Below are 20725 nucleotides of genomic sequence, written 5' to 3' on the forward strand. Positions count from 1 at the left end.
AGTAATCCGTTGCGATTTGAGGCGCGTTCCTTCGGGATGACTCCCTACTTCCGTCTTCCCTTCAGATCTGCCCGGGCTAGACATTAAAATATATGGTCCAGAAAAATATATGATCCAGACAGGTGAGAAGATGAACGATTTATTTCTGTATTTATTTTTACAGTTTTTGCTCAAATTGTCAATCTTTACAAAAGTTCATTTTTCTTGAGCGGGAATCAGCCGCCAAAAATATCGAGCTGCTCCATCGGCTGACTGGTACATTTGGTATCGGCTCTGCCGTTACCTTCTCGAACAGAGTGGTTGGCGGAACTGCCTTTGCGGAGACCCACGGCAATTTTGCTGTGCTTTTCAATCTGAATCATGACCTGTTTTGCCCGCTGGATGACTGAGGCAGGCAATCCCGCTAACCGTCCTGCTTCGATACCGTAGGAACGGTCTGCGCCACCTGGCTGCACTCGATGGAGAAACACGATCTGGTCAGGTAGTTCTTTCACCATTACTTGATAGTTGGCGACATTGGGCAGGATGGAGGCCAGTTCGTTGAGTTCGTGATAGTGGGTGGCAAAGAGGGTACGGGCGCGGATCTCGATCGCCAGGTGTTCGGCTACTGCCCAGGCGATCGACAAGCCGTCAAATGTAGCAGTCCCCCGACCAATTTCATCCAGCAGAACGAGCGATCGCGCCGTGGCATGGTTCAGAATATTGGCCGTTTCATTCATCTCCACCATGAACGTGGATTGGCCCGTTGCCAGGTCATCGACCGCACCCACACGGGTAAAGATGCGATCGCAAATCCCCAGGGTGGCTTGCTGGGCAGGCACAAAGCTGCCTACCTGTGCCATCAGTTGAATCAACCCCACCTGGCGGAGATAGCAACTTTTGCCACTGGCATTAGGTCCGGTGAGGATGATCAGATCGGGAGAGGAAGAGGAGTTTTGAGTTTTGAGTTCTGAGCTTTGAGCTTTGAGTTCTCCTGCCTTCTGCCTCCTGCCCTCTGCCTTCTGCCTTCTGGCTCCTGGTTCCTGGCTCCTGGTTCCTGGCTCCTCCCTTTCGCCTTTAGACTCCTGCCTCCCAGTCTCCAGTCCCCAGTCCCCAGTTCCTTTCTGATCGCTGGTTGCCAGTTGCCCATCGCCCAACTCCGTTGAATTGGGCACGAAAAACCCCGCTGGCAGGGACTGCTCGACGACAGGATGGCGGCCTTCGAGGATGGAGATTTTACGGGTGCGGGTCATCTGGGGGCGGCAGTAACCATGCAGAGCGGCAACCTCAGCTAAACCGCAAAGGACATCTACTGCGGCAACGGAATGGGCGACGTTCCGAATTAGTTCAGCGTGGGTGCCGACCTGCGATCGCAATTCTGCAAAAATCTCGTACTCTAGCCGGTTCAGGTCTTCCCGTGCGTTTAAAATCCGGCTTTCTCGGTCTTTCAATTCGGTAGTGATGTAGCGCTCTTCGTTAGTCAGCGTCTGTTTGCGATTGTACTCTTTAGGCACCTGGTTGGTTTTGGCCCGCGAGATGCTGATGTAGTAGCCAAAGGTTTTGCTGTAGCCCACTTTGAGGGTTTGAATTCCGGTACGTTCCCGTTCGATCGCTTCTAGATTCTTGATCCAGTTCTGGTCCGCTTCCACCTGCTGCCGCAGGCTGTCCAGGCGGATATCAACCCCTGAGCGAATCAGGTTGCCCTCGGTGAGGTGGAGCGGGGGCGAGTCAACCAGGTGGGCTCGCAGCGTCTGACCCAACTCTTCCAAAACCGGAGGTACCTGTTGTAGTTTTCTCAGGTAAGGGGAGTGGGCTGAATCAATCAGGCAAGCTAATTCTGGTAATTTTTCTAAGGAATCAGCCAGGGCCACCAGGTCACGGGCATTGGCCGTTCCGGAGCCCGCTCGTCCAGCCAGTCGTTCTAAATCGTAAATCTGTTTCAATAGACGCTGGAGTGACTGCCGCAGGGAACTATTGTCAACGAGTTCTTGAATCGTGTCCTGGCGATCGCTAATCTCCTGCAAGTCCAGCAGCGGCTGTAATAACCAGCGGCGCAGCGCCCGGCTTCCCATCGTGGTCATGGTGCGGTCCAGTGCCCACAGCAGCGATCCATGAAACGTCCCATCTCGTGCGGTTTGAGTAATCTCTAAATTGCGCCGTGTCTGATGATCAATCACCAGGAACTCCGACAGGGTGTAGGTGCAGAGAGGTTGCAGTGGCACTTTCTGTAAGGATGCATGAGATCGTTGCCAGTTCTGAGTTCTGAGTTCTGAATGAACTCCTGCCTTCTGGCTCCTGCCTTCTGGCTCCTGCCCCCGTTCCGAGGTGATTTCCAGATACTCCACCAATCCCCCCGCTGCCCGCACTGCCAGGGGTAAATGTTCACAGCCCATGCCTTCCAGCGATCGCACCTTGAATCGTTGCAGCAGTCGATAACGGGCCTCCGATAGCACAAAGGGAGCCTGGGGGCGCAAAGTGTAGCAAAACTGGGCAGGCAAGCAGGCAGGCAATTGGTCGGACTTTTCTCCTGGTCGCAGCAAGCTAACCAGATCCGGCGCATCGGTGGGGACCAGCACTTCCGAGGGCTGTAACCGCATCAGCTCCTGGGTCAACTGTTCCAGGTTTTCAGACTGGGTGGTGAGAAATTCTCCGGTGGAAATGTCGGCATAGGCCAGGCCCCAGTGATGGCCAGCGATCACTACGGCTGCTAGAAAGTTGTTGCGACGGGCATTCAACATCCCCTCTTCCATGACCGTTCCGGGGGTAATCACGCGAGTAATTTCGCGCTGTACCAGCCGTCCTTGAGCATCGGCAGCATCTTCTACCTGGTCACAGACCGCCACTGCATAACCCCGCTCGACCAGTTGGGCACAGTAGCGATCGAGGGCGTGGTGAGGAATCCCGGCCAGGGGCACCTGGCCCACCTCTTCCCCGGCATGTTTAGCGGTCAGGACAATTTCCAGTTCCCGCGAAATTGTGATGGCATCCTGGAAGAAGGTCTCGAAGAAGTCGCCAATCCGGTACAGCAGCAGGGCGTGGGGGTGCTGGTCTTTGAGCTCCACGTAATGCCGCATCATCGGGGTCAACGCTTCCCGGTTCACATCCCGATGGTGGGCATAGCGTACTTTGTACTTAACCAGCCGTTCTGGTAACCCGTTGGTGCGGTGGTCAGCCGATGCAGAGTCTGTCATGAACTGAGGTCAAATGCACAGTATTCAATGACTCTATCGCAAGGTACAGGAATCGAGGGGGTTGTTCGGGTTGATTTTAGAGAGGCGATCGCTCCTGGTAGGAATGCTTGAAAAATGTTGGCTTCCTTGGTAGAGACGTTCCATAAAACATCTCTACAGAGAATTAATCTAGATTTAGCCCCCAACCACTCGGTAAAAATCACCCGATTGGAAAGGTTCTGTGCTAAAACTCTACAGAATTACTGACCAACAGCTACAGATGGTGTAGACTGAAGGCTTCAAACCCGGAATTCCCCCCTATATTTAGTATCAGTACATCGGTTCCAGCACAATTCCACCACAAAAGCGAGATCCTTTCCTATGGTTCAAGAGCTTGAACAAACCCGTCCTAAAGATGTTTTGAACGGCAGTTCCAACTTCCAGGCGGCTGCAACGCCCCTTGCCAATCAGTTTCCAGAAACTGCGCCAACGGCGAATCCTGTTTTTTACAGAACGTACAGCCGCCGTTCGGGCGATCGGCGTGAGCCATTAGAAGAAGTGATCCAGCGAACAACCCAGGGATTGGTTAAACTTGGACGGCTGACCCCAGACGAGGCCAGACTGGTCGAGCGGATGCAGCGCGAATTGAAAAGTCTCCCTTCCGGTCGCTGGCTATGGGTGGGTGGAACTCAGTGGATCGAGAAGCCGGAAAACTTTTCTGGAGCCTACAACTGCACCAGCACTAATGTCATTGATTGGCGGGCGTTTGGGCTGATGATGGATCTGGCGATGATGGGTTGCGGGACGGGAGCCATTCTGGAACCGCGGTACATCAACCAACTACCGCCGATTCGTAATCGATTGGTGGTGAAGTTAGACGGAGAAATTGGGACAACCCCGACGGGTCAGCGGCGCGATCGCACTGAAGTCACCATTAACGGCAACCAGGTGCAGATTGAAGTCGGTGATAGCCGTCAGGGATGGGTGCAATCTTATCAGACGCTACTGGAACTGTCTACGGACGATCGCTTCTCCGGCGAGGTGCAGGTCACAGTAAGCTTGAGTGATGTTCGTCCAGAAGGAGAAATCCTGAAGGGTTTCGGCGGGGTGGCCAATCCCATTCGGCTGCCAGGGCTCTACGAACGGTGTGCTGCGATTTTGAATCGGGCGATCGGACGACAACTGACCTCTGTTGAATGCTGTCTGCTAATCGATGAAGCTGCGGCCACAGTGGTTGCCGGGAACATCCGGCGGTCCGCAGGGATGCGTCAGGGGGTCAGTACTGACGAAGCCTTTGCTACGGCAAAAGACAATCTCTGGCAGCAGGATGCTGCGGGGAATTGGCGAATTGACCCTGATCGCGATGTGCTACGGATGGCAAACCACACGCGTGTTTACCACCACAAGCCAACGGAACAGGAATGCATTGATGCCGTTCGCAAACAGTTCTATTCCGGCGAAGGGGCAATTCAGTACGCACCGGAAGCGATCGCCCGTGCTAACTGTGATTTGTTGGTTACTGACCAACTTCGAACTGCATTTCTGCAAGCCTATAACCAGGGCACTGCTAAAGCCTGGCTCCAGCAGCACTACCCTCAAATGCCAGCCGAGGAATTAGAACATCGCCTGGAACGCTACGGCTTAAATCCCTGTGGAGAAATTATCGGGGCAGACTTTCACTGCAACTTATCGGAAGTCCATCTAAATCAGATCGACCCCCGTAATGTTAAAGAGCAGGAAGAAGCATTTACGGCTGCTGCACTGTCAGTGGCAGCGCTGTTAAACCACCACTTTATTGAACCGCGCTATCAAAAGTCACGTGAACTGGACCCTATCGTGGGCGTTTCCTTCACCGGGCTGTTTGACTTCTTTGTCCATGCCTTTGGAGTTGATTGGCTGCGCTGGTGGGAAGCTGGGCGACCAGAGACTCCAGCAGGTCTTGCTTTCAAACAGCGGGAGCAGGAGTATCTGAACTACTGGCGGGAAATTGTCCATCGTGTTGTGTGGGATTACTGCGATCGCCACGACATCAAACGCCCCAACCGCTGCACCACCGTGCAACCCGCCGGTACCAAATCCCTTTTGACGGGAGCTAGCCCTGGATGGCATCCCCCCAAAGCCCAGCGATTTATTCGGCGAATCACTTTCCGTAAGAACGATCCCGTTGCCCTTGCTTGTCTGGACTATGGCTACAACGTGGTGCCTTCCCAGTCGGATAAGGATGAACAGGGCAATCTGTTAAACGATCCCTTCGATCCCCGCTGCACCGAGTGGCTGGTTGAAATTCCCGTCGAAGTTTCGTGGGCAAACCTGCCGGGAGCCGATGAGATTGCGATTGAAAAATTCTCTGCGCTGGCTCAGTTTGACTTCTATATGCAGGTGCAGAAGCACTACACCACCCATAACACCAGTGCCACCGTTGAACTGACCGAAGCTGAAATAGAGCCTCTGGCGCAGCGGATTTACGAGGCGATCGCCACCGACGAAGGCTACATCAGTGCTGCGCTGCTGGCCCGCTTTGATGCCCCCTTCCCTCGCCTACCCTTTGAAAAGATCGACAAAGATACCTTTGACCGCCTCCAGCAAGAAGTCAAAGCCCGTCAACGGACCAGTGACTTCTACTCTGCCCTCAGCCGCTACGACTCCGGCTTTAGCCTCGCCGAAGGTCCCGCTGGCTGCGATAGCGACAAGTGTATGTTGCCGGAGAAGAAAGATACTTGACATCTGATCCCTACCGCCTACTTCCTACCACCTATCACCTACTCCCTCCTCTCTCTAACCCACCACCACCTCCCACGCTACAATCACCAGAGTAACCGTCTCACTAAGGAGAGTTTTAGCGTGTTCATGGATGAATTAATGCCCGTTCTTAAGGGACTGGCCCAACACCCGATCGCCTTCATGGGCGGGTTCTTCTCCGGGCTACTTCGCCTCAATCTGGAGGATGACCCCGTGAAATCCTGGTTGGATAAGCAAACGGGCGTTTCCTACACTTCGCCAGATGAAGTTCAAAATGGCAAAAGCAGCGGACCCCAATCGATTTCGATCGATTAAGGCATTCAAGTTAGGACGAAGATAAAAAAGCCAGGAACCAGAAAATCTAAGGGGTTAATACTGGCCAATTTTGACAGCAGATGTCTTGATGGAAGAGGCTAGGAGCCCAAATAAATTTGGCTTCTTAACACCTCGCTTCGTCGCATTAACAATCAAAATTGCTGTAAGGCTATTGAATTAGCCCCTGAATAGCTGTAATTAGCAGAGCGGAGCCAAAGGCTAATCGGTACCAGACGAAGACCCACGTGCTTTGGCGTTGCAGGTATTGCAGCAACCAGGCAATTGACAGATAGGAAAAGATGAAGGTTGAGAGGATTCCAATTAAAAGTGGGATCAGGATATCTACATCACCAAATGCTTTGCGGGACTGATACAGGGTAGCGATCGCCAGAGTTGGCAATCCCAACAAAAATGAAAACCTGGCAGCCGTTTGCCGCTCTAACCCCAGAAAGAGCGCTGTGGTTAACGTGGAACCAGAACGTGAAACTCCAGGCACCAAAGCCAGCATTTGTCCCAGCCCAACCAGGATGCCATCCTTAATCTGAAGGGTGTCAAAGCCCCGCTTGCGACTGCCAATCTGTTCTGCCAGCCCCAGCAAGAGAGCCATTCCAATGGATGCCAGACCAATTACTACAGCACTCTCTGGGATCTTATCTTGCAAGAAATAGCCGCCAATTAGGGCTGGCAAAGTACCCACAGCAATTCCTATAGCTATCTTCCACTCTTCCCGCTCCCAGTCCTGCTTGCGAAAAGCATTCCAGGCACCGGTTACAATCTGGTGCAGATCATTCCAAAAATAAATAAGAACCGCGATTACACTACCGAACTGAATGGCATCAACAAAATACTTTTGTCCCAAAAGCTTCCAACCAAAGGCTTTAGTAAAGACCAGGAGATGGGCTGTACTGCTAATTGGCAGAAATTCAGTGATTCCCTGAACAATTCCCAGGATAAACGCCTGAAAGATACTGACCAGAAGATCTGGTTGAAAATCAACCGAGGCCTGACCCTCCAAAGCCAGAACATTCTGGCTGACATACCAAAGGCTGTCCCCATTCAGGTTTCCCATCCATCCCCCTGGATTTAATTCGAGCCAGCCCATTCATTCTTCTCCCTCAGATTGTTACAGTCTTGACAGTTCTTGCGATCGCAGGTCTTACCTGGTTTATTTTTGCGCTCAGAATCTGGTTTATTTCCTCGTCCAGATTGCCATAGGTTTGGCGTTAGCGAGAAGCTTATCTCAAGCTTTCAATCAACTCTTTACTGAATCAAGCGACTGTTGAGTAGTTCAGCCAACCCATAAAAAGCTAAAAGGTTGAAAGATTATGCCCCAGGGGGGGATATACCAAAATCTGTGGTATGTTAAATAAAGTAAATTAAATAAAAAATATTAACAATCCTTGGTTTTCTTCTCCTCTCGCTCCCCCGAATATGCTTCCCATGCCGTCGTTTATTCCTCAGAAATCCACGGTCAGTTGACGCTTAAAAAGCGTGTGTCTGCCAGGCATTGGCTGGTGCTATTGGCTTCAGTTTTTCTGGTTTCTGTGCCAGTTTTCCTGCAAGCTCCCCTGGTTCGGTTCTGGCCCTGGATAAGTCTGGGTTTAACCCCTGTTCTCTGGTGGATAGGGCTCCAGTTGTCATCTCGATGTCACAATTTGTGGTCTGGGGATTTGCTACTCGGCTTTACCTGGACCTGGCTGGCCGGATCGATTTACTGGGGATGGCTCCGCTGGGAACCTCTGATCCATTTGCCAGTTGAATCAATTGGGTTGCCGTTTGCAGTCTGGGCGATCGCCCGTAATCAAACCAGAATTGGCAGCTTCTTCTATCTTGGCTCTCTGTTTGGCACCGTTGTGACTGATCTTTACTTTTACCTGGTCAACCTGATCCCTCACTGGCGGCAGTTGATGCAAGTAGAAGGAGAACAAGCACGTCCCATCCTTCAGGATGCGATCGCCCACATGCAAACCCCCTTGGGGGTCAGTTGGGCCATCATACTAGCTCTTTTGCTACTGGGGGTTAGCCTCCTGCCACTCTATTCCCGACAAAGTTGCTGGTGGGCATTTAGTGGGGCGGTATTGAGTACAATTCTGGTAGATAGTTTGTTTTGGTTGGCGGCTGTTACCGCATGAAGGTGATCTAGTTTCCCATAGAAGCCTCCAAATTTGATTGCGGCTAAACTGAGCGAAAAACCCCGGAAATTCTAATGTTTTTGGGTGATTTTTTCTTTCGAGTCTACACTGGCATACAGAGATGTGTCAGGATGCATCATTAGGGTAAAAATCAATCTTGCTTCTTAGTCTGTGGTGACTTTACAATCCACTCCCCATCTGCTACTGCGAACCGAATCTGGTATCAGACGGCTACCGTTAACCGGTAGCAATTGCTGGACGATTGGGCGAAGTGAGGATAACAACTTTGTGTTGCCCGATCGCTGGATCTCACGCAACCATGCGATGTTGCAATGCATGGAGACCGGAGAATTTTATTTAATTGATCTAGGTAGCCGGAATGGGTCTTTTGTCAATGGTCGTCGAGTGAGCATTCCCGTAACCCTCCACAGTGGCGATCGCCTCACCTTCGGTCAGACCGAACTGGAATTTCATTGCCCCAATGTCAGCCAGGCGGCTGATCCAATGAACAGTGATTCGAAGGAATTCACAGCAACCGCCACCCTGCATGTGCGGCGACTTATTTCAGTTCTGGTGGTCGATATTCGAGACTTTACCGTGTTGACCCGTCAACTGGACGAAAAATTGCTGTCAGAGGTCATCGGTACCTGGTTTCGCCACGCCGGGGACATTATTCGCGAGTACGGCAGTTGGGTCGATAAATACATCGGGGATGCCGTCATGGCAATCTGGATTCATAGTGCTCAAGGGGTCAGCGATGAAGAAATGGTACGGATTTTCCGTGCCCTGAGCGCTTTACACAAAATGACTAGCGACCTCTATAACCGCTATCCCTTACCGTTTCCCCTGCGCATTGGTGCTGGCATCAACACTGGCTATGCCATGGTTGGCAATACCGGCAGCGGCGATCGCCCCGACTATACTGCCCTGGGAGATACCGTAAACGCTGCCTTCCGGTTGGAGACTTCCACCAAGCAAATTGGTCTAGAGATTGCGGTAGGTGAAACTACCTATCAGCATCTCTCTGCTTTGGGTGCCAACTCCTCCAAACTCTTTAAGCAATACACTGTCCACCTCAAGGGTTACGATATCCCCACCGTTGCCCATGCCTGTTCGTATTCCGATCTGAATATATTTCTACAATCCAAGAGTAAAAACTAACATCTTGGCATGAGCCAAGGGTGTCCACCATAGGGACGAGGAACTCAGGGAAGAGGAACTCATAGGCTTTGAGTATAAATTTGAACTTCTGCTGTGTAGCAGAGGTTTTATCCCAACCAGACACAGTTCATCTTTACTAAAATTGTAAAGTTTTCTAAATCCTGCTCTTAGCCGAGCTTGCCAGTAGGCGTGATCGTGCCTGGCTAATGATAGGCTCTAATAAAGGCTCTAATAAATGCTATAAGTCGATTTCGTGCAACAGGACGGGAGGAATATGTTCATGAAAAGGGTTTTTCGCCTGTTAACAATTCTGGGGATGTTGATAGGTTGTCTAGGGTTGTTTGGAGTGCCACAAAGTGCGCTAGCTGCAAACCTGCCTGCCAGTTTAGAATTGAAAGGGATAGTCTTTGCTCCTAAACTGTTTGCGGTCGAAGAGATCCGTGACGTCGTAGGAGAAAAGTTGGCGTCTGAGTACGGTCAGAAAGTTGACTTGAACAACGCGAATGTTCGTGCTTTTAGACAGTATCAAGGGCTGTATCCAACATTGGCAGGAATGATTGTCAAAAACGCTCCTTACCAGAAAGTGGATGATGTGTTGAAGATTCCAGGTTTAACTGAAAAACAGCGAGAAATTCTGCAAGCCAACATGCAAAACTTTACCGTAACCGACGTTGAAGATGCTTTGGTTGAAGGAGCCGATCGCTTCAACAATGGCATCTATCGTTAACGATTCGGTTCAATACCTTAAACTAAAAGGACTTACGCATTTTGCAAAATCTCAGAGGTTTAAGCACTGATGCGAGTCATAAAGTACGGCTTCAGGTTAAAACCTCCAGAGTTTATGTAAGCCCTAACTAAATTGCTCAATGCCCATCCCAGGGTCAGAGAGCAATTTTTATTTTCTTTTATCTTCTGCCGAGAACTTCGTTGCAAGCTCAACTCACAGTCACACAGATGATCGCTTCAGAACTTCCTGAACGGTTTGATGTGCTGGTAATTGGAGCAGGAGCAGCGGGACTGTATGCTGCCCTCTGCCTTTCCAAGGATCTTCAAATTGGGTTAGTTACAAAAGACACTCCCTCTCTTTCAGCCAGTGACTGGGCGCAGGGTGGAATTGCAGCAGTCATGGCTCCAGAAGACTCCACTGCCCTTCATCTGGAAGATACCCTGCGGGCAGGGGCAGGTCTGTGTGATTACGCACCCGTTAAGTTCTTAGTTGAGCAAGCATCGGAATGTATTCATTCCTTGATCAAAATGGGGGTAGTTTTCGATCGCCACAACGGTGACCTCGCCCTCACCCTGGAGGCGGCCCACTCTCGACGTCGAGTGCTGCATGCTGCCGATACTACCGGACGAGCCGTAGTTAGCACTTTAATTGCCCAGGTTCTGAATCGCAAAAATATTCAGATGATTTCCCAGGCATTAACCCTGAATTTGTGGATGGATGCCGCAAATCAGCGCTGCCAAGGGGTCTGCCTGCTTTACCATGGACAGATTCGCTGGCTGCGGGCAGGAGTCGTGATTCTGGCGACGGGCGGCGGTGGACAGGTGTTTGCCCAGACGACCAATCCCACTTTAAGTACGGGAGATGGGGTTGCGATCGCCCACCGGGCAGGCGCAATTCTGCGAGATTTGGAGTTTGTCCAATTTCACCCCACCGCATTGACCAAACCGGAGGCTCCCCGCTTTTTGATTAGCGAAGCCGTAAGAGGTGAGGGAGCCCATCTGGTGGATGCACAGGGCAGGCGGTTTGCCTTTGACTACCATCCGGCTGGAGAACTTGCGCCCCGGGATGTGGTGAGCCGGGCCATCTTCAGTTACCTGCAAAAGACCTACACCGATCCTGCCGCTGCCCATGTCTGGCTGGACCTGCGTCCAATTCCCGTAGAAACCATCCAGCATCGGTTTCCCAACATCATTCAGGTTTGCCAGCAGTGGGGAATAGATGTGTTCCGGGAACCGATTCCAGTCGCCCCTGCTGCTCACTACTGGATGGGTGGCATCGCCACTAATTTATTCAACCAAACGTCGATCGCAGGGCTTTATGCTGTGGGTGAAACGGCCAGCACCGGAGTTCATGGGGCCAATCGCCTGGCCAGCAATTCGCTGCTCGAATGTATCGTTTTTGGGGCCCAGTTCGCCTATCTCGACGTTCCCCAGATTAGGGAAACAGGAGCGGATGACGGCTACCAGCAACCGGTGAAGGAGACCTTTCCAGCCGCAATTAGTGCTCTAACCCTCAATGAAATCAATACCATCGAGTTTTTACGCTACCAGTTGCCTCGCCTGGTGTGGCAGAGCGCCGGAATTTGCCGGGAAGGGCAAGGAATGGAAGCGGCGATCGCCCAAATTCAACAGTGGCAGCAAGAATTTCTAGCCCTACCCATCAGTCAATCCCTCCTGAATCTCCAGCCCAAACGCCCGATGCGTTTGGATGGCCCGGATACTGAGTCTCACCTTCGCACCTGGGCCGAAACGCGCAATCTCCTGGACATTGGGTACCTCATTTTGAAAAGCGCCTATTTCCGCACCGAAAGTCGGGGTGGGCACTACCGTTCGGACTATCCCAAAACAGACTCCCAATGGCAGGTTCATACCCTGGTACAGGGCGATCGCTGGTGGAAGGCCCCCGTGCAAGAGCCGGAATCGTCATAGGAATCGTAATATAGCTGCTGCCAGGTTGCTTAGGACATTGGCTTTAGGGGGATATAGGGGCTTCTCCCCAGTTAGGGGTTCCACTCCTGTCCTCTGTCCTAAAAATAATTTCCTTCAGAATTCCGATTCATCCGTCAGTGTTTCAATCAACAGATCCACCTGCTTCTGACGCTGAGCCAGAAACGCTTCACATTGGCGCAAATACTCAACGGCAGCAGCAAACTGGTCAAACACCTCCGAAAGCTCCAGTTCACCCGCCTCGATACGCGCCATAATCTCTTCAACTTTTCTCACTGTCGCCTCATAATTCCAGCCTTCCTGGAATGGATTAGAAGGGGAATCGAGACTGGAATTATTCATATATCAAAAGTACGAACTCCAACAAATTCTTGATAAACCGCTTACATCAGAAATAGCAAAGATTACATAATAAGCACCCAGTTCAAGGCGAACAGGATGCGAGAGATTAGAAACTAGAGACTAGTGCAGTGCTACAGCTCAACTCTAGAAGTGTCACATTTTGAAAAGCTCGTCAGATAAAGTTTTCAGAGATGGCTGACCCTAATTTTTAGTCTTGACACTACACTAGAAGCACCTCAGGTGTAGAGTTTTAAGCTTTTACCTCACACCGCTTTAACCACTAACCACCACCAACCAACAATTGCCTCCCAGCTCCTCTGCACTGGCACCTGACATATCATTACAACTATAGTTGTAATTAACTATAGTTGTAATTAACCCTCTGTCGCTGTATTCAGGACTTCAGTTACTTTGACATTTAACTGACCCTGTCCCAACTGAATTTGCAAATCCTGATCCACGTTCAACCCCTTGGTTGAGCGCACAATCGCCCCATTCATCTGCTTAATCACTGCATAACCCCGTTTCAATACCGCCTCGGGATTGAGTGTCTCCAACTTCTGTCTCAATAACAAGCAATGCTGCTTTGCCTGTTGAATTTGTAACAGGCTTCCCTGTACCAGACGCTTGCGCATCCAATTTAACCTTTGGGACTCCTGCTCCAGTTTTCGATCAAGCTGGAGTTTAGTTAACCGGATGCGCAGACGTTGCAGCCGTTCCTGAGTTATTTCCAGGGAGTAATTCATAATCTCCTTTAGCGCCAAAACCCGCTCCTGATGCTCAAGATAAAGGTCTGCCAGCAAAGGAACGGCCTGTTCAGCGGCAGCAGTCGGAGTATGGGCACAAACATCCGCAACCAGATCTGCCAATGTCTCATCCCGTTGATGCCCAATGCCTGCAATGACTGGAATAGAACATTCAGCGATCGCCCGCACCACTTGCTCATCATTAAAACACGCCATATCTTCAATCGCCCCACCACCTCGTGATAGAATTAGTACGTCTGACCTACCATCCCGTTCAACTCGACGGATGGCATTGACAATCGAGGCTGGAGCTTGATTCCCCTGTACTAGCGCCGGAGAAAACAGCACATGCAACCCTGGATACCGCCGCCGTAACGTTCGCTGAATATCTCCCCAGGCTGCTGCCTGAGGTGAAGTTACAACCGCGATTGCCTTGGGATGGGGAGGAAGGGGCCGCTTTCGCTCCGGATCAAACAAACCCTCTGCTTCCAGGCGATTGCGTAACTGCCGATAACGCAGAGCCCGTAAACCCTCTCCTGCAGGTAATGTCTGCCAGACAATCAACTGATACTGACCCCGCTGAGGATGCACATGAATCCGCCCCAGGATGATCAGTTGTTCTCCTGTCACCGGTATAGTGGTCAACTTTTCTAAATAACTGTTCCACACAACGCAGTGAATGGCTGCTTTCGCATCTGGGTCCTGAAGGGTAAAAAATAAACCACTTCGGTAGCGGCTTGCACTGGAAACCTCCCCAGTTACCCAAACCTGCCTCAGTTGAATGTCTTGTTCAAACATTGCCTGAATGTACGCCGTCAGCCCTGCCACCGAAAGCGCCGTATCTGGAACGAGCAAACTTGGAAGATAGGAGGTCATGCCTGTCACTTACAAACGCCTAATGCTTGAGATTAATCCATAGACATCTAAAATATATCCAGTTCACCCTTCCACCATCCACCCGTTCATGGCCACCAGAAAACCGAAAATTTGGTGTAAATCCGCTTTAATCCCCTTGAGATTCACTAGACTCAACTAAATCTATTGATATGCTCAATTCTATTCCGTTTCATTCAGCCACTTTGTTCGCCTTAAGTCCATTTCTCCAGATCACTGACCCCAACTCTAAACCTTGGCTTCTCCTAACTTGCCCGTTCAAAATCGTTGCCATGTCTCCCAGGAGGGGAATATTTGAATTAAAATCCTCCAAGTTCTGATACATACCCCTACTTCCACAAACACTTCTGCGTTGAGGCGCTAATGGCTACTAAAACCGAAACTTCCGATAAGCAAAAAGCCTTGAACCTGGTACTGACCCAAATTGAGCGTAACTTTGGTAAAGGCAGCATTATGCGACTGGGAGATGCCAGCCGCATGAAGGTTGAAACCATTCCCAGTGGAGCACTCACGTTAGACTTGGCGTTGGGTGGCGGCCTTCCTAAAGGAAGGGTAATTGAGATTTACGGACCAGAAAGTTCTGGTAAGACAACAGTTGCCCTGCATGCGGTGGCTGAAGTTCAGAAAGCGGGTGGAATTGCTGCTTTTGTTGATGCAGAGCATGCCCTCGACCCCGCCTATGCCAGAGCACTGGGGGTTGATATTGATAATCTTTTGGTTTCCCAGCCAGACACTGGCGAAGCTGCCCTAGAAATCGTGGATCAACTGGTACGTTCATCTGCCGTCGATATTATTGTGATTGACTCTGTTGCGGCTCTGGTGCCCCGCGCAGAAATTGAAGGTGAAATGGGGGACAGCCATGTGGGGTTGCAAGCTCGCCTGATGAGTCAGGCATTGCGTAAAATTGCAGGCAATATGGGGAAATCGGGCTGTACAGTTATCTTCTTAAACCAACTCCGCCAGAAGATTGGGGTAACCTATGGCAGTCCAGAGACAACTACCGGAGGGCAAGCACTCAAGTTCTATGCTTCGGTTCGTTTGGACATTCGTCGCATTCAAACTCTGAAAAAAGGCACCGAGGAATATGGCATCCGTGCCAAGGTTAAAGTTGCCAAAAATAAGGTTGCGCCTCCGTTCCGAGTTGCTGAGTTCGATGTCATTTTTGGCAAGGGGATCTCCACGCTGGGCTGCTTAATTGATCTGGCAGAGGAGACGGGGGTGATCATTCGGAAAGGAGCCTGGTACAGCTACAACGGCGACAATATCGCTCAGGGACGGGACAACGCTATCAAGTATGCCGACGAGAAACCGGAATTTGCTCAAAAGATTGAGCAAGAGGTTCGGCAAAAGCTGGAAATGGGAGCGGTTGTTTCAGCTACCACTGTCGGGCAAGCTGATATGGATGATGAGGACGACTATCTGGAAGAAGACGAGTAGGAGTCCATGGGTAGGGGCTTTGCTGCAATGTCCTTACCCACAGTCAGTTCTACAGGTTTAGCCCAACATTACCCCCCTTTTCACCTGTGACTCAGGACTGCTATGGCTATAGCCACCAGGCTTAGGACGGGGTGCAGGGATAGAACCCCTGGCTGGAGGCGAAGCCCCCACACTCCCTTACAGCTAGTTTCAAACGCATAAACCACTCTTTAGTCCCTAGCCCCTAACCCCTAGCCCTTAAAGAGTGTAGCTAACTCACTGAAAACCTCTGTAAAATCAATGTCCTAAGCGACCTGGCGACAGCTATAGCGATCCTATGATTTAGGACTGCTATGTATTGAGCTTAGCGCCGGAGAAAACGGTCAAGAATTTTTGCTTGCTGAGCTGTGCTTAATTCTGGTGTTACAGCCTCTGGGAGCAGGTCTTTGGGAGGGACGGATGAAACAGGAAACATAGCAGTCTCTTCTGGCCCAATTAGGAAGGGAGTTTCCCAATCTGAGGTTATTGATGAATATCCCGATTCCTGATCAGCTAAGTCCTGATTAGCAGAAGCGATCGCTTTGCGCAGAGTGTTAACTTGCTCTAGCACATCTGCTGGTAAACTCTCGACCATCCTAGAGGCTTCGCAAATGAAAAAGGTGAAGGCCAGGCTGCCAAGACGAATCTGATCACCATCTTTCAAAGGAGCACATTGCCGCACAGCTTCCCCATTGACAAACGAGCCATTGGTGCTGTTCAGATCAATCAGGTAGAATCCCTCGTTCTCAACAAACTGAATTGCGGCATGGCGACGAGACAACCGCTTGTCCTGAATGGGAAGAGCTGCTTTGCGATCGCGCCCAATCACCCAAACCCCTTCCGGTTGATAAATTACTTGCGTTTTGCCTTTCACTAAATTAGTCATCAGATGGGCCTGTTTCTGCACAACTCCCTGGACATAGCGCATCGCAGCACGGCTACGCCATTTTTCATCGCTGTTTTCCAGATCCAAAATTTCATCCAACAATCCGCGATGATGCTCATAGAGTTTCAGAAACACCCGGTACAGCCCTAAGCGCTGCTCCAAATCTTCTTCCCCAGAAACTCTAACGACGTGGGATGGATATTCGATCAAGGATTGTGAGTCAGTCATACTTTATTCCTAAGCGGTTGCAAGACTGTATGAAATCTGGTTGATAAATGAATCTAGTTGATCAATGTAATGATTGAGGGATTAGGGTAGTTTTTTTATTGCCAGCGGGTAGATACGGCAAGGAAAGTTACATTCAACCTAGTCACATGCTTGGGCATTATCAATCGGATGTAAAATCAAGCGATTCTTAAACAATCGCTTTAAACGATCGTTTAAGTAACTAGACACAAATAAATCCAGGCACAATTGAACTTATTGGGGAGGAAGGGAAGCCCCCTGCTTGGAAGCGACGCCCCCACTCCCCCTTTTATAGTTAGTTAAGGCCATCTAATGACACTGTGGAACAAACTTAGAGCATAATAGCCTGAATATCCTTGAGCAAGCGTTAACTTTGCAGTCATAAAATGAATGTTTATTGCACTCATAAAATGTTTATTCAGGTGTTTATTCAGGAGTGGTCAATTGTTAGAGAACACGTAGATAGAATGAGGGCCGCATGGCATTTAGAGTAAAGCTCTTGGACTTGCAGAAATAACCGCACAATCACGGATAATCTTCTGTTTCGCGCCGAACAAGGGTTGTCAACGGTAGATTCTACGCTGTACTCACCCTCAAGCAGGAGAATTCCAGCTGTCCTGGGAGTTTAATGATAAGCTTTGCTTATCATTAAAGCAAAAGCAATATTCCAGGGACTTTGTTTGAGATAAAAGAGTAGCTTATGCTATTCTTTCACCGGCAAGCCGAAAAACCAGAATTCCTTTGCCAACTCCTCAATCCCAATTTTCTAAGTAGATAGCCATAATTGAATATCACTAACACAAGGTCAAAATTGGCATATAGCTGTCGCTAAGTTCCTAGGACATTGGCTCTAGGGGGGACTTCACCCCCAGTCAGGATTTCCACCTCTGCACCCTGTCCTAAGCGTGGTGGCTATCGCTATAATAATGAGCCAGATCTGAGGGTTTTAGCCACTGATCCCGCTTACATCGCTATTCAGCCATAATAAACTGTAAGAAGGGGAGTGGGGGGTGCGCCCCCTTGGCAGTAGTTTTTTAACCCCTTTACTTCCAAAATCATCCTCAATTTAATTGCGTCTAGCTACTTAATAAGACTATTGATGAGTATTGTGTTGGTTTTTCTATCAAAACCATCTCTTTTCTGCAATTGATCTATAAAAACCAGGTCCATGCCCGCAAAAGGTATAGCTCCGGTTTTAAATTCCCTCAAGTGAGGGAGGTTTACTATGGTGAGAAAGCCATAAGTTATGTGCTATCGTTGGTTTTTCAACGTTTTAAGCGATCGCAGTTGTGGGCATTGTTTGAATTATTAATGCGCTGATCCCGCATCTACCAAAATCCATCTAAATCTTGTGTATCTGCTACCAGGGTGATCAAAAGCATTGAGTAGCAAGAATACCCTTTTGGGCGGGTTGAATCATGCAACCGGCACTGACTTCTGTTATGCATACCATATTTACCACATCACCGGGAGACGACAATCCATCTCAGTTAGCTGCCCCCTTTACTGTAGAGAGCATAGGAAAACAACCTGGTTTAAAACCCGATGTTGGGCTGTCAACCCCGCCCTCTGGCCGATCCAGACCTCTCGGTTTGCAAAAAAACTGGGCTCTCCTGCGAAAACTGCATCGGGCTACTTTAATCGCTCGACAACAAGGGCTGTTATTGCCCAAAAAACCGGAATCAGAAGCTACGCCAGATGGCCTGGCAGAATTGAAACAGGCAGCAGAGCAAGGCGAGATTCAGAAATCCCGGCTTGGGTTACGGGGCGGAGAAGGACTTACCAGGTCTACTCAGTTTACGCAGCCAGGTGGTCACGCTGCACCACTTTTGCCCCTCAGAGAACGGGATGCCAAAGTGCTATCTGACTGGTTTCAACGGGATGACATGCTTGAAGTTGAAGCTGATATTGCTAGCTGTCTGCTTCGGCTCTTGCCGGAACCTTGCTGGGAAGACGATCTCTTCGAATTCGTCCGCGATTTTTTATAGATAAGCTGATATAGACAGGAGTCTGTGGGCAACGGGTTATAGGCACCTTCCTGGTCTTAACTCCTGGCTTCTACTAAAAGACTGACGGCTTTGCCTATATGAATCCGCTTAGGATGAGATCATGAGTGGCTCCTGATAGAGGGGGACAGTGAAGGTAACGGTTGAACCCAGACCCTCCCCCATGCTGTAGAAGTTAACCACACCACCCATTGCCTCCACTAGCTTCTGGGAAATGGCGAGTCCCAGACCTGTGCCCCCATACTGACGAGTGCGGGAACCATCGACTTGACTGAAGGACTGAAACAATTTGTCTTGCTTGTCGAGGGAAACGCCGATTCCTGTATCAGCAACGCGCACCTTTACCATTCCAGGAAGCTCCTGGTTGTGGACCGTTACTTTCTTTTTGATAATTTCAACGCTAATTGTGATGCCACCTTCATGGGTGAACTTGATAGCATTGCCGACCAGATTTAGCATTACCTGCAAAAGCCGCTGATAATTGCCAAACAGAATAATTTCATCCTCTGTGGGAGGTTTTTCTATCTTGAAACTTAGTCTCTTTTCCAGGATCTGGCTACGGGTGAAGTCTTCAACATCCTCCAGAAGTTCGCTGAGTTTGACCGGCAACATTTCAATTTCCAACTTGCCCGCTTCAATTTTGGCGATGTCCAGAACATCGTTGATGATATCGAGCAGGTGAAGGGCTGATCGATAGGCTTCTTTGATAAATTTACTCTGCTCTTCTGGGTCATTGGCCATTCCATCCATAATTAGCTTTAGAAAGCCAATCATGCCGTTAAGAGGAGTCCGCAGTTCGTGGGAAGTGTTGGCGAGAAACTCGCTTTTTAGACGGGAGGCTTCCTCCGCTTGGCTTCTGGCTTCTTCCAGTTCCCGATGTTGCTGTTTCAGGCTGTTGTTGGCAAGCTGTAGTTTGGTTGTCAGTGCCTGGCTATCGGCAAATAGCGTGGCATGAGCGATCGCCGTTCCTACCTGGTCGGCAAGGTCTTGCATCAACTCCAGTTCGGCTTCGCTCCAGAGGCGAACGCGATCGCACTGGTGCAGGATAATCAATCCATTAGGCTGGTCTTGATAGCAGGTCGCCACGACCAGCATGGAGTGCCAGGGTGGAGCCTCGCTATTATTTTCCAAGCTATCCTCGTCGTGCTGAGCAATGACTGGTTTTAGGGTGCTGATGGCATCCCGCAGACAGGGATCTTCAGAAATCCAGAACTCCTGCCCCAGCATGGAAGGGACACCCTCTTCACAATATTCAGCAATCACCTCCACTTTGTGGCTCAGCGGCTTGTAAGGACAGACGATGCAACGACTAGCGCTTAGCGCTTTCCCCAATCCCTTCACCGTTTGCTGCCAGATAATTGGTAAATCCAAAGTACGACGGATATTCCAGGCAATCTGGGTCAGCAGTTTTTGATAACGGTCTGAACTGAGGGAAAGGATGGGATAGGCGATCGCAGAATCGAGACCAGTCAGGGTAGCATCTCCGGTTGCAGCAGAAATGGGATAACCTGCAACAACCACCGTAGTTGGGAGGCGATCAGGCAGCAAAACTGGACTCATCACCAAATCCAGCAGCAGCGTCTGTCCACCACAGTAGAACTGGCATCTAAAGCGTTCCGACGATAGACAACTCAACACTCGCTTGATCCGTTCCCGATAGGGAGCAACTTCAACTGGGCCAAACGTTCCAGCAGCCCCCTTCAGAATCTGCTCTGAAGAAATGCCATAAACTTCTGCCCCTCGCCAATAAAATGAAAGGTAGTTTCCCTCGACATCCTGAGAAAATACCAACTCACTCACTGTTCCCTGAGTATGGTCTTCCTGCACAGGGAGTTTACCATAATCCGATAAAGAGGGTTGAAAGTTGGTGGAAGGAATCATCATGCGTTAGGGTTATGAGCACTCAAGAGCGACGATAGAAGCAGCAAGACAGCAATGCTAGCTAGATAGACCAGGATTCGGTTGAGGACTCGTACCGTAT

Annotated in this window: 14 protein-coding genes and 1 riboswitch; of the genes, 8 read left to right on the top strand and 6 right to left on the bottom strand. The window is 50.0% G+C overall.

Annotated elements, in window-relative coordinates:
• Window positions 1-20: 20 nt before the first annotated feature.
• Window positions 21-139: riboswitch (Glutamine riboswitch) on the bottom strand.
• A gap of 76 nt (window positions 140-215) precedes the next feature.
• Window positions 216-3170, bottom strand: a complete 2955-nt coding sequence (gene mutS, locus P4D80_RS21215; RefSeq protein WP_421656014.1) for a DNA mismatch repair protein MutS — start codon at window positions 3168-3170, stop codon at window positions 216-218.
• Window positions 3171-3530: 360 nt separating this feature from the next.
• Between mutS and nrdJ the strand changes: the two genes are divergently transcribed.
• Together nrdJ and P4D80_RS21225 are read left to right on the top strand one after the other, a co-directional pair.
• The gene (gene nrdJ / locus P4D80_RS21220; protein ID WP_421656015.1) at window positions 3531-5870 is read left to right on the top strand and encodes a ribonucleoside-triphosphate reductase, adenosylcobalamin-dependent; all 2340 of its coding nucleotides are present in this window, start codon (window positions 3531-3533) and stop codon (window positions 5868-5870) included.
• 126 nt (window positions 5871-5996) lie between these two features.
• Complete coding sequence (locus tag P4D80_RS21225) at window positions 5997-6203, top strand: hypothetical protein (protein ID WP_421656016.1); 207 nt, start codon at window positions 5997-5999, stop codon at window positions 6201-6203.
• A gap of 169 nt (window positions 6204-6372) precedes the next feature.
• Here P4D80_RS21225 and P4D80_RS21230 read toward each other — a convergent pair whose 3' ends face one another.
• Window positions 6373-7305, bottom strand: coding sequence for an undecaprenyl-diphosphate phosphatase (locus tag P4D80_RS21230; protein WP_421656017.1), 933 nt, complete (start codon window positions 7303-7305; stop codon window positions 6373-6375).
• Between the two features lie 298 nt (window positions 7306-7603).
• Here P4D80_RS21230 and P4D80_RS21235 point away from each other — a divergent pair, with 298 nt between their 5' ends.
• The 4 genes from P4D80_RS21235 (at window position 7604) to nadB (ending at window position 12151) form a co-directional block, all read left to right on the top strand.
• Window positions 7604-8335 carry a DUF3120 domain-containing protein gene (locus tag P4D80_RS21235; protein ID WP_421656018.1) on the top strand — a complete coding sequence of 244 codons (732 nt, stop codon included), beginning with the start codon at window positions 7604-7606 and terminating at the stop codon, window positions 8333-8335.
• A 171-nt stretch (window positions 8336-8506) separates the two neighbouring features.
• Complete coding sequence (locus tag P4D80_RS21240; RefSeq protein ID WP_421656019.1) at window positions 8507-9496, top strand: FHA domain-containing protein; 990 nt, start codon at window positions 8507-8509, stop codon at window positions 9494-9496.
• Between the two features lie 280 nt (window positions 9497-9776).
• The gene (gene psbU / locus P4D80_RS21245) at window positions 9777-10223 is read left to right on the top strand and encodes a photosystem II complex extrinsic protein PsbU (RefSeq protein WP_421656020.1); all 447 of its coding nucleotides are present in this window, start codon (window positions 9777-9779) and stop codon (window positions 10221-10223) included.
• A 227-nt stretch (window positions 10224-10450) separates the two neighbouring features.
• The gene (gene nadB, locus P4D80_RS21250) at window positions 10451-12151 is read left to right on the top strand and encodes an L-aspartate oxidase (protein WP_421659578.1); all 1701 of its coding nucleotides are present in this window, start codon (window positions 10451-10453) and stop codon (window positions 12149-12151) included.
• 114 nt (window positions 12152-12265) lie between these two features.
• Here nadB and xseB read toward each other — a convergent pair whose 3' ends face one another.
• Together xseB and xseA are read right to left on the bottom strand one after the other, a co-directional pair.
• A complete protein-coding gene (xseB, locus tag P4D80_RS21255) occupies window positions 12266-12511 on the bottom strand; it encodes an exodeoxyribonuclease VII small subunit (protein WP_421656021.1) in 246 nt (81 codons plus the stop codon).
• Window positions 12512-12885: 374 nt separating this feature from the next.
• On the bottom strand, window positions 12886-14133 hold the full coding sequence (gene xseA / locus P4D80_RS21260; protein WP_421656022.1) for an exodeoxyribonuclease VII large subunit: 1248 nt from the start codon (window positions 14131-14133) through the stop codon (window positions 12886-12888).
• Between the two features lie 381 nt (window positions 14134-14514).
• On the opposite strand from xseA, the gene recA reads away from it, so the two are divergent.
• A complete protein-coding gene (gene recA / locus P4D80_RS21265; protein WP_421656024.1) occupies window positions 14515-15588 on the top strand; it encodes a recombinase RecA in 1074 nt (357 codons plus the stop codon).
• 343 nt (window positions 15589-15931) lie between these two features.
• Here recA and P4D80_RS21270 read toward each other — a convergent pair whose 3' ends face one another.
• On the bottom strand, window positions 15932-16720 hold the full coding sequence (locus P4D80_RS21270; RefSeq protein WP_421656025.1) for an FHA domain-containing protein: 789 nt from the start codon (window positions 16718-16720) through the stop codon (window positions 15932-15934).
• 1436 nt (window positions 16721-18156) lie between these two features.
• Between P4D80_RS21270 and P4D80_RS21275 the strand changes: the two genes are divergently transcribed.
• Window positions 18157-18726, top strand: a complete 570-nt coding sequence (locus tag P4D80_RS21275) for a hypothetical protein (protein ID WP_421656026.1) — start codon at window positions 18157-18159, stop codon at window positions 18724-18726.
• Between the two features lie 108 nt (window positions 18727-18834).
• On the opposite strand, the gene P4D80_RS21280 is transcribed toward P4D80_RS21275, so the two are convergent.
• Window positions 18835-20628 carry an ATP-binding protein gene (locus tag P4D80_RS21280; protein WP_421656027.1) on the bottom strand — a complete coding sequence of 598 codons (1794 nt, stop codon included), beginning with the start codon at window positions 20626-20628 and terminating at the stop codon, window positions 18835-18837.
• Between the last annotated feature and the right edge of the window lie 97 nt (window positions 20629-20725).

Origin of the sequence: Leptothermofonsia sp. ETS-13 (assembly GCF_049200465.1) — a bacterium.
Taxonomy (GTDB): Bacteria; Cyanobacteriota; Cyanobacteriia; order Leptolyngbyales; family Leptolyngbyaceae; genus Leptothermofonsia.